Genomic DNA, 8,014 nt, shown 5'->3' on the forward strand with positions numbered 1-8,014 from the left:
GGATGCGGCTGCGCACCCGACGCCTGTTCCTGGACCGCGCCGCCTATCGCAGGCGGCGGCTGATCGACGCGACGCGGATGCTGCCCTTTGCCCTGGCGCTGGTGGTGCTGGTGCCGCCGGTCTGGCTGCCGCACCATTTCAGCTTTGCCACCGGCACCCTGTGGCTGGCCTTGGGCTGGATCGCGACCATCGCCGTCACCGCCGCGCTGCACCACGCCATCGGTCCCGCCCGCGCCGCGCCGGAGGACGAGGATGACGCCTGAGACGCTTGGCCTTGCCGCCACCGCCTATGTGGCGCTGATGTTCCTTCTGGCCCATGCCGCCGACCGCGCCGCCGCCGCGGGGCGCTGGCGCTGGATGGAACGCCCGGTGATCTATACCCTGTCGCTGTCGGTCTATTGCTCGGCCTGGACCTTCTATGGCGCCGTCGGCTACGCCAGCCGCTCGGGGCTGGAGTTCATGACGATCTATCTGGGCCCCGGCATCGTCTTTGCCGGCGCCTGGTGGGGCTTGCGCCATCTGGTCCGGGTGGCGCGGATGCACCGCGTGACCTCGATCGCGGACCTGATCTCCAGCCGCTACGGCAAGTCGCCGGGACTGGCGGCGCTGGTCACGCTGATCGCGGTCTGCGCGGCGACGCCCTATATCGCGCTGCAACTGCAATCGGTGTCCATGGCGCTGTCGGCCTTTGCCGAGCCGGGGCGGCCGCTGCCGGGCTCGATCCCGCTGTGGACGGCGGTCGGGCTTGCGGCCTTCGCCATCCTGTTCGGGACCCGCAACCTTGCCGCCGACGAACGCCACCACGGCGTCGTCATGGCCATCGCCGTCGAGGCGGTGGTCAAGCTTACGGCCTTTGTCGCGGTCGGCGCCTATGTGCTGTGGGGCCTGGCCGACGGACCCGCGGACATCCTGGCCCGCATCGACCGCATGGCCGCACGGCCGGAGGGCGAGGGCTGGATGATCCGCCCCGACCGCTGGTTCGTGCTGATCACGCTGTCGGCCGCGGCGGTGATCGTGCTGCCGCGCATGTTCCAGGTGCTGGTGGTCGAGGCCAGCGACGACGACCGGCTGCGCCAGGCGGGCTGGGCCTTTCCGCTGTATCTGTTCGCGATGACCTTCCTGGTCCTGCCCATCGCGGTGGTGGGCCAGGACCTGCTGCCCCAGGGCTCGAACCCCGACCTGCATGTGCTGGCCCTGCCCCTGTCGCAGGGGCAGGACGCGCTGGCGGGGTTTGTCTTCCTCGGGGGGTTTTCCTCGGCCATGTCGATGGTGGTGGTCAGCGCCATCGCGCTGTCGACCATGATGGCCAACCATTGGCTGGTGCCCCTGTGGCTGTGGCTGCGCCGGGGCGGGCTGGGGGCCGGCGCCCAGCCCGGCGCCGCGCGCGAGGACCTGCGCGCGCTGATGCTGAACGCGCGGCGGCTGGCCATCCTGTGCATCATCGGGGCGGGCTGGACCTATCTGCGGTTGTCGGGCGGCACCTCGGCCCTGGCGGTCATGGGCATCGTGGCCTTTTCGGGCATGGCGCAGGTCCTGCCGGCGCTGATCGCGGGCCTGTGCTGGCGCGGCGCCACCCGGCGCGGGGCCGTGGCGGGGATCGTCGCGGGCGCGGCGGTGTGGCTGGGGATGGTGTTCCTGCCCTCGCTCGGGCTGACCGCGCCGCCGCGCCTGCCGCAGGGCATCGACCCCTTTGCCGGTTCGGTCCTGCTGGCGCTGGGGGTCAATCTTGCGCTGACCGTGCTGGTGTCGCTGATCGACTTTCCGAACCCGGTCGAGCGGATGCAGGGCCTGTCCTTTGTCCATGCCATCGCGCCCGACGGCTCGCCCAGTGACGGGGCCGGCCAGGGGCGGGCGGAATCGCTGCTGGCGCTGGCGGGGCGGCTTTGGGGCAGCGAGCGCGCCTTGGAGATCTTTCGCGCCGCGGCCGAGGACCAGGGCAAGTCCGGCTATCTGCCCGACCTGACGCCGCGCTTCCTGTCCGATTTCGAACGCCAGATCGCCGGCACCGTGGGCGCGGCCACCGCCGTCGCGCTGATGGCGCAGGTCGCGGGCCGGGGCCCGGTCACGGTGGCCGACCTGATGGATGTCGCGGGCGAGGCCAGCCGCGCCCGCGCCGACAAGCTGCGGCTTGAGACGGCGACCGAGGAACTGGCCCGCACCGCCCGCAAGCTGCAGGAAACCAACGACAAGCTGACCGCTCTTTCGGCCCAGAAGGACGCCTTTCTGGGCCAGATCAGCCACGAATTGCGCACACCCATGACCTCGATCCGGGCCTTTTCCGAGATCCTGATGGAGCCCGATGTGCCCGCCCCCGACCGCGCCCGCTTTGCCGGGATCATCCACGCAGAGACCGGACGGCTGACCCGGCTGGTCGACGACCTGCTGGACCTTGCCGTTCTGGAAGGCGGGCGCGCGCGGCTGACGCCCGCCGTGGTGAACCTGCACGACCTGATCGAACGGGCGCTGGCCGCCTCGCGCGCCGGAGACGCGGGGCGCGGCCCGGTGCTGCTGCGCGACATCCCGGCCGAGCATCTGATGCTGATCACCGACCCCGACCGGCTGCTGCAGGTGCTGATCAATGTGCTGGCGAACGCGCGCAAGTACTGCGACGCCCCTGCCCCCGAGATCCGGATCGAGACGCGGCGCCTGCGCGACGGCCGCATCGAAATCGACATCGCCGACAACGGCGCCGGAATCCCCCCCGAGCACGAGGCGCTGATCTTCGAGAAATTCGCCCGGCTGGACGATCCGGCGCGGGCCGGGGGCGCCGGGCTGGGGCTGGCGATCTGCCGCGAGATCATGCAGTTCCTGGGCGGCTCCATCGCCTATCTGCCCGGACAGGGCGGCGCGGCCTTTCGCATCTCCCTGCCGCCAAGACCGCCCGCGCGGACCGGGGCTGCGGGGGAAAATGCTGCGAATGCAGCCGGATAAACCTTTTCGCAACCAGTCTCTGCAATCCTCGCCGCAGGACAGGTGCGATTCGGGCGTGGTATGGACAGCGCAGAGCGGGAACAGGCGGTCACGGAGGGCGCACAGGCCGGACAGGTCCTGCGCCGGATGATCGCCCTTGGGGAACAGGGGCGCGCACCGCTGCGCCAGTCCGCGGCCTCCCTGCAAGCCGCGCAAGAGGTCAGCCTGGAACGGGCGGCGGGCGTGGCGCTGGGGCGCGCCGCCGAACGCGCGCACCGCTTGCCGGTCTATGTCGAAAGCGTGCAATATGACACCATTTCCGTTTCCGAACTGGCCGAGCTGCTGCCCGAACGCGCGCTTCTGGGCGTTATCGAAGGCGGGCGCGACCTGCTGGGGGTGATGGCGCTGTGCCCGTCGTTCCTGGCCGCCCTGATCGAAATGCAGGCCCTGGGCCGGGTCACGGCCCGCGCCCCCGCGCCCCGGCGTCCGACGCGGACGGATGCCGCGATCTCGGCCGATTTCATCAATGGACTGTTGGCGGAACTGGGGCGCGAATTCGCAGCGCGCGCCGATGCGCCGCCCTTTGGCCATTACCGATACGCAACCTATCTGGACGATCCGCGCCCCCTAGCCCTGATGCTTGAGGACACCCAGATGACGCGCCTGTCCATCCGCTTTCGCATGGGCAGCGGCGGCCAGCGCGACGGCCATATCCTGCTGGCGGTACCCGCGCCGCAGCGTCCCGGGGGCACCACGCGGATGCTTGCGGCAAGCCCCGAGCCGGTGCCGCCCGCCCCCCTGCCCGAATCGACCTTGCCCGCGCCGACGCTGGCCGACGCCGTCCTGCAGGCGCCGGTCCCTGTCGTGGGCGTGCTCTGCCGCCGGACCCTGACGCTGCGGGCCTTGCAGGCACTGGCGCCGGGGTCGCTGATCCCCCTGCCCGCGCATGCCCTGGACGAGGCGCGGATCGAAACCGCGACCGGCCAGTTGCTGGCCACCGGCCGCCTGGGCGAGGCCGAGGGGTTTCACGCCATCCGGCTGCGGACGGGCGCGGCCCGGTCCGCGGGAACCCCGCCCGCCCCGGGGGCCGAACCGCCGCTGGCCGACCTGGCCGAACCCGATCCCTTTCGCCCCGAAAGCGTCTCTGCCGCGCCGCCGCGGCAGGCCGCCCATTGACAGCCGACTGGCCCTGCGCTTGACTGCCGGTCGGCCGCCGGGGCGCCTCTGCCGCCCCCGAAAAGCCGTGAAAACCGCCCGGACGACCGGGCCGATGTCAGTTTCCCCTTGAAAAATCGGGCGGCGCGACGCATGTAGCTTGCGCCCGCCAAGGTGCGGGTCACCCCTACAGGAGAAGACATGGCCAAGGAAGAAATGCTCGAATTTCCCGGCGTCGTGAAGGAACTCCTGCCCAATGCGACATTCCGGGTCGAGCTAGAGAACGGCCATGAGATCATCGCACATATGGCAGGAAAGATGCGCAAGAACCGCATCCGCGTTCTGGCCGGCGACAAGGTTCAGGTGGAAATGAACACCTATGACCTGACCAAGGGCAGGATCAATTATCGCTTCAAGTAAGCCCTGCGCGTCCGCAGGCGCTGCGGATGCAGGACCGGCCAAGGCATGACCATGAATGACCTGAACGCCCCCCGCCCGGACCTCGATGCCAGCGGGGTTTCCGGCGTTCGGCCGCGGCTGGTGCTCGGCTCGGCCAGCCCGCGGCGGCTGGAGTTGCTGGGCCAGATCGGCATCCGCCCCGATGCGGTGATGCCCGCCGATATCGACGAAACGCCGCGCCGCCAGGAATCCGCCCGCGCCTATACCCGCCGCATGGCCCGCGAAAAGGCCGAGGCGCTGGCCGGCCGGGCCGATGGCGTCGTTCTGTGCGCAGACACCTCGGTCGTGGCCGGGCGCCGCATCCTTGGCAAGCCCGCCGACGCGGAGGAGGCGCGCAGTTTCCTGCACCTGCTGTCCGGCCGCCGCCACCGCGTGCTGACCGCCGTCGCCCTGGCCCATGCCGGTCGCCTGCACGAACGCCTGGTGGAAACCACGATCCGCCTGCGCCCCCTCTCGACGCCCGAGATCGAGGGCTATGTCGCCTCGGGCGAATGGCGGGGCAAGGCTGGCGGCTATGGCATCCAGGGCCGCGCCGGGGCCTTCGTGCTGTGGATGCAGGGATCATACAGCGCCGTCGTAGGCCTGCCGCTGGCGGAAACCGCAATGCTGCTGGCCCATGCGGGCATCACGGAGAATGCACCATGAAGGGACGCCAGATCGTCATCGGCCAAGTCTTTGGCCTGGATGCCGCGGCCCTGATGCAGGACGGCCAGTTGCAGGACCTGATCCTGGACACCGCCGCCGTGGCCCCGCTGGCCCCCGGCGCCATCTGCCGCGCCAAGGTGGACCGGCTGGTCAAGGGCCAGGGCGGCGTCTTTCTGCGCCTGCCCGAGGGCGAGCGCGGCTATCTGCGCGACCGCTCGGGCCTGCGCGAGGGCCAGTCGATCATCGTCCAGATCGGCGGCAGCGCCGAGCCGGGCAAGGCCGTCCCGGTCTCCTGCAGGCTGAACTTCCGCGGCCGACATGTCATCGTGACCCCCGGCGCGCCGGGGGTGAACGTCTCGCGCCGGATCCGCGATGGGGCCTTGCGCGCCAGTCTGGAAGCCTTGGGTGCTGCGGCGCTTGACGGTGTGGCCGAGCCGCCGGGCATCGTCTTTCGCAGCGTGGCGGCCCAGTCCGACCCCGAGGAGATCGAACAGGAACTGCGCAGCCTGCTGGACCTCGCCCTGGCCGTCGCCGCCGATGCCGAGGGGCAGCCCGAACTGCTGCTCGACGCGCCCGACCCGGCCGAGCAGGCCTGGCGCGATTGGGCCGAGCCTCCCCCCGACGGCGTCGAGGACGGGCCGAATGCCTTCGCCCTGACCGGCGCCGCCGAGGCCGCCGAGGCGATGCTGTCGCCCCGCGTCGATCTGGGCGGCGGCGCTTGGGCCGAGATCGAGGCCCTGCGCGCGCTTGTCGCTGTGGACGTAAACACCGGTTCCGACCACTCGCCGGCCGCCGGGCTCAAGGCTAATATCGCGCTTGCCCGCGATCTGCCGCGCCAGTTGCGACTGCGCGGCCTGGGCGGGCAGATCGTGGTCGATTTCGCCCCCATGCCCAAGCGCGACCGCGGCACGCTGGACCAGATCCTGCGCGCCGCCTTCAAGGCCGAACCCGCCGAGACGGTTCTGATCGGCTGGACCGCGATGGGTCTTTACGAGATCAGCCGCAAGCGCGACCGCCTGCCCCTGTCCCGTATCGCGGGGGCGCAGCGATGACCTGCCCGATCTGCGGCAAGCCGGCGGTCCCCCGCTATCGACCGTTCTGCTCGCGCCGCTGCGCCGACGTGGACCTCGCGCACTGGCTGCGCGGCGATTACCGCATCCCGGCTGAGCCTGTTCCCGATGCCGATCCGGACGAATGAAATTTCTGTTTTTCGCTCTGGACACGGGCGCGCGACTGGCCTAGTTACCCGCCAGCCGAAAGCAAAATGGCACGGCGCCCGGATAGCTCAGTTGGTAGAGCAGCGGATTGAAAATCCGCGTGTCGGTGGTTCGAATCCGCCTCCGGGCACCATTTTTAATCAAGCAAAAACAGCGCCCTAAGGTTTCCGCATCGTTCGATTAGGTCACGGAATAGTATTTGGGGACACTTTGGGGACACCGGGACATCTGGCACATCGTCGCCAAAGCGAAGTCGGTCGCCGGTCATCGGTTGCCGCGTCTCCTGGACCGAATCTTCAAGCGAAAAACTCCTTCCATTCCGCGTCGGTGATCTCGCCCATCATGTCCGCATGCGACTTGTCGATGGCCAGCATCTGGAACGCGCGCGTCCGATGGGATTCGGCGGTCCTCTCGCTGTGCTGAGCGCAGGCCCCCATCGCCAAGTCGACGCCGCGACTTCCAAGCTGCCCGAACTGCTCGTGAAGCTTCGTCCTGGACGCGTGGTTCCCCGTGCCCAGAACCTGCTGCCAGAGATGGCTGACATAGCGTTTTGTTTGGCACCCGGCCCTCATGGTCAGGACCCTCGGTAACGGGATCGTCCCAGTCAAGCAGTTTTGCGTATACGGGATGCACCGCCGGAGCGCGGTCTTGTTCTTTGAGCAAGTGATCTGCTTCTCTGGTCGGTAACCTTCGTCTGAGACCGACCCGGCGATAGTGGAGAGGTAGGTCTCCGGGCATCCAACTCAGTCATCGTCAGGCCAGCGGCGTCAACTTCAAGGAGGACGTGTTGGTGGACAGGTGCAGCCGCTGATCTGCGGCCGGCGACCTTGACTGCCGCAGAGGCGGCGAAGGTCAAGGTCTTGGCGTTGATCTCGATGTGCATTATTGTGCAAATCGCATCCCGGAGAACGTTATGTCAGAGGCAATACACAGGTATCACACGGCAAAAGGGTATTTTCAGTCTTGCATGATGATCACCCGCAGCCCTGACTGGAACGACGAACCCAGGAAATACCTAACGCTGCTGTCTATGATGATGCTGACCGGGTTTTCGGTCGAACTATATCTCAAGGCATGGATGCTCCAGAAGAAGCGGGAGGCGGGCATCCCGGACGTTGAGGCTTCAGAGTCGGTGCGGAAATATGGGCATAACCTTCGCAAGCTCTTCAAGGACTGTTCAGAAACTGGTCTTGATGTCCTTGGTGTTGATGAACTGGTCGATATTCTCGCTCAAGGCCATCAGGACTACACCTATCGGTATATGAACGAGGGAGACAAGAGGCTCTGATGATGTGACCGCCCCCCCGACGGCTTCGCTGTGCCAGGGTGGGTCTGGGACGATCCACAGAGGGGAGAGGTCATGTCGGAGATTACCACGATCGGGCTCGATCTTGCGAAGCATGTGTTTCAGCTTCACGGGGCCGACGCTTCTGGGCGAGCGGTGCTGCGCAAGAAGCTTCGGCGGGACCAGGTGCTGGCGTTCTTCAGCCAGCTACCATCCTGCGTCGTCGTGATGGAGGCGTGCGGTGGCGCCCATTTCTGGGGTCGTGAGATCGGGAAGCTGGGCCATGAGGTGCGGCTCATCCCGCCGGCCTATGTGAAGCCCTTTGTGAAGCGCCAGAAGAACG

At 68.3% G+C, this 8,014-nt stretch carries 9 protein-coding genes, 1 tRNA gene and 1 pseudogene; 10 read left to right on the forward strand and 1 reads right to left on the reverse strand.

Features of this window, described 5'->3' with window-relative positions; all coding sequences use genetic code 11:
* Positions 1-2: 2 nt before the first annotated feature.
* From BU28_RS0102195 to BU28_RS0102230, 8 genes are all read left to right on the forward strand, one after another.
* Entirely contained in the window at positions 3-263 is a 261-nt protein-coding gene (locus BU28_RS0102195; RefSeq protein WP_028717997.1) for a hypothetical protein, read from the forward strand.
* Complete coding sequence (locus BU28_RS0102200) at positions 253-2,931, forward strand: ATP-binding protein (protein ID WP_028717998.1); 2,679 nt, start codon at positions 253-255, stop codon at positions 2,929-2,931. The genes BU28_RS0102195 and BU28_RS0102200 overlap by 11 nt, the downstream gene beginning before the upstream one ends.
* A 60-nt stretch (positions 2,932-2,991) precedes the next feature.
* Positions 2,992-4,086, forward strand: coding sequence for a FliM/FliN family flagellar motor C-terminal domain-containing protein (locus tag BU28_RS21805; protein ID WP_051577671.1), 1,095 nt, complete (start codon positions 2,992-2,994; stop codon positions 4,084-4,086).
* 180 nt (positions 4,087-4,266) lie between these two features.
* Complete coding sequence (gene infA, locus BU28_RS0102210; RefSeq protein WP_010397442.1) at positions 4,267-4,485, forward strand: translation initiation factor IF-1; 219 nt, start codon at positions 4,267-4,269, stop codon at positions 4,483-4,485.
* A 51-nt stretch (positions 4,486-4,536) separates the two neighbouring features.
* Positions 4,537-5,169, forward strand: coding sequence for a Maf family protein (locus BU28_RS0102215; RefSeq protein WP_051577681.1), 633 nt, complete (start codon positions 4,537-4,539; stop codon positions 5,167-5,169).
* On the forward strand, positions 5,166-6,221 hold the full coding sequence (locus tag BU28_RS0102220) for a ribonuclease E/G (protein WP_028718000.1): 1,056 nt from the start codon (positions 5,166-5,168) through the stop codon (positions 6,219-6,221). Before BU28_RS0102215 ends, BU28_RS0102220 begins: the two co-directional genes overlap by 4 nt.
* Positions 6,218-6,367 (forward strand): DNA gyrase inhibitor YacG, encoded by a 150-nt coding sequence (locus tag BU28_RS0102225; RefSeq protein WP_028718001.1) that lies wholly within the window; start codon positions 6,218-6,220, stop codon positions 6,365-6,367. The genes BU28_RS0102220 and BU28_RS0102225 overlap by 4 nt, the downstream gene beginning before the upstream one ends.
* A gap of 76 nt (positions 6,368-6,443) precedes the next feature.
* A tRNA-Phe gene (locus BU28_RS0102230) sits at positions 6,444-6,519 on the forward strand.
* Positions 6,520-6,682: 163 nt separating this feature from the next.
* Here the strand turns inward: BU28_RS0102230 and BU28_RS0102235 are convergent.
* On the reverse strand, positions 6,683-6,958 hold the full coding sequence (locus BU28_RS0102235) for a hypothetical protein (protein ID WP_028718002.1): 276 nt from the start codon (positions 6,956-6,958) through the stop codon (positions 6,683-6,685).
* Positions 6,959-7,353: 395 nt separating this feature from the next.
* On the opposite strand from BU28_RS0102235, the gene BU28_RS0102245 reads away from it, so the two are divergent.
* The gene (locus BU28_RS0102245; protein WP_028718003.1) at positions 7,354-7,674 is read left to right on the forward strand and encodes a HEPN domain-containing protein; all 321 of its coding nucleotides are present in this window, start codon (positions 7,354-7,356) and stop codon (positions 7,672-7,674) included.
* A 72-nt stretch (positions 7,675-7,746) separates the two neighbouring features.
* Positions 7,747-8,014, forward strand: a pseudogene (locus BU28_RS0102250) (IS110 family transposase); the annotation flags it as partial.

Origin of the sequence: Paracoccus yeei ATCC BAA-599 (assembly GCF_000622145.1) — a bacterium.
Classification (GTDB): domain Bacteria; phylum Pseudomonadota; class Alphaproteobacteria; order Rhodobacterales; family Rhodobacteraceae; genus Paracoccus; species Paracoccus yeei.

Bases quoted from the DNA above. Each gene is read 5' to 3' on its own strand.
- BU28_RS21805 (WP_051577671.1), top strand. From the start codon at position 2,992: ATGGACAGCGCAGAGCGGGAACAGGCGGTCACGGAGGGCGCACAGGCC.
- BU28_RS0102215 (WP_051577681.1), top strand. From the start codon at position 4,537: ATGAATGACCTGAACGCCCCCCGCCCGGACCTCGATGCCAGCGGGGTT.
- BU28_RS0102195 (WP_028717997.1), top strand. From the start codon at position 3: ATGCGGCTGCGCACCCGACGCCTGTTCCTGGACCGCGCCGCCTATCGC.
- BU28_RS0102200 (WP_028717998.1), top strand. From the start codon at position 253: ATGACGCCTGAGACGCTTGGCCTTGCCGCCACCGCCTATGTGGCGCTG.
- infA (WP_010397442.1), top strand. From the start codon at position 4,267: ATGGCCAAGGAAGAAATGCTCGAATTTCCCGGCGTCGTGAAGGAACTC.
- BU28_RS0102235 (WP_028718002.1), bottom strand. From the start codon at position 6,958: ATGAGGGCCGGGTGCCAAACAAAACGCTATGTCAGCCATCTCTGGCAG.
- BU28_RS0102245 (WP_028718003.1), top strand. From the start codon at position 7,354: ATGATGATCACCCGCAGCCCTGACTGGAACGACGAACCCAGGAAATAC.
- BU28_RS0102220 (WP_028718000.1), top strand. From the start codon at position 5,166: ATGAAGGGACGCCAGATCGTCATCGGCCAAGTCTTTGGCCTGGATGCC.
- BU28_RS0102225 (WP_028718001.1), top strand. From the start codon at position 6,218: ATGACCTGCCCGATCTGCGGCAAGCCGGCGGTCCCCCGCTATCGACCG.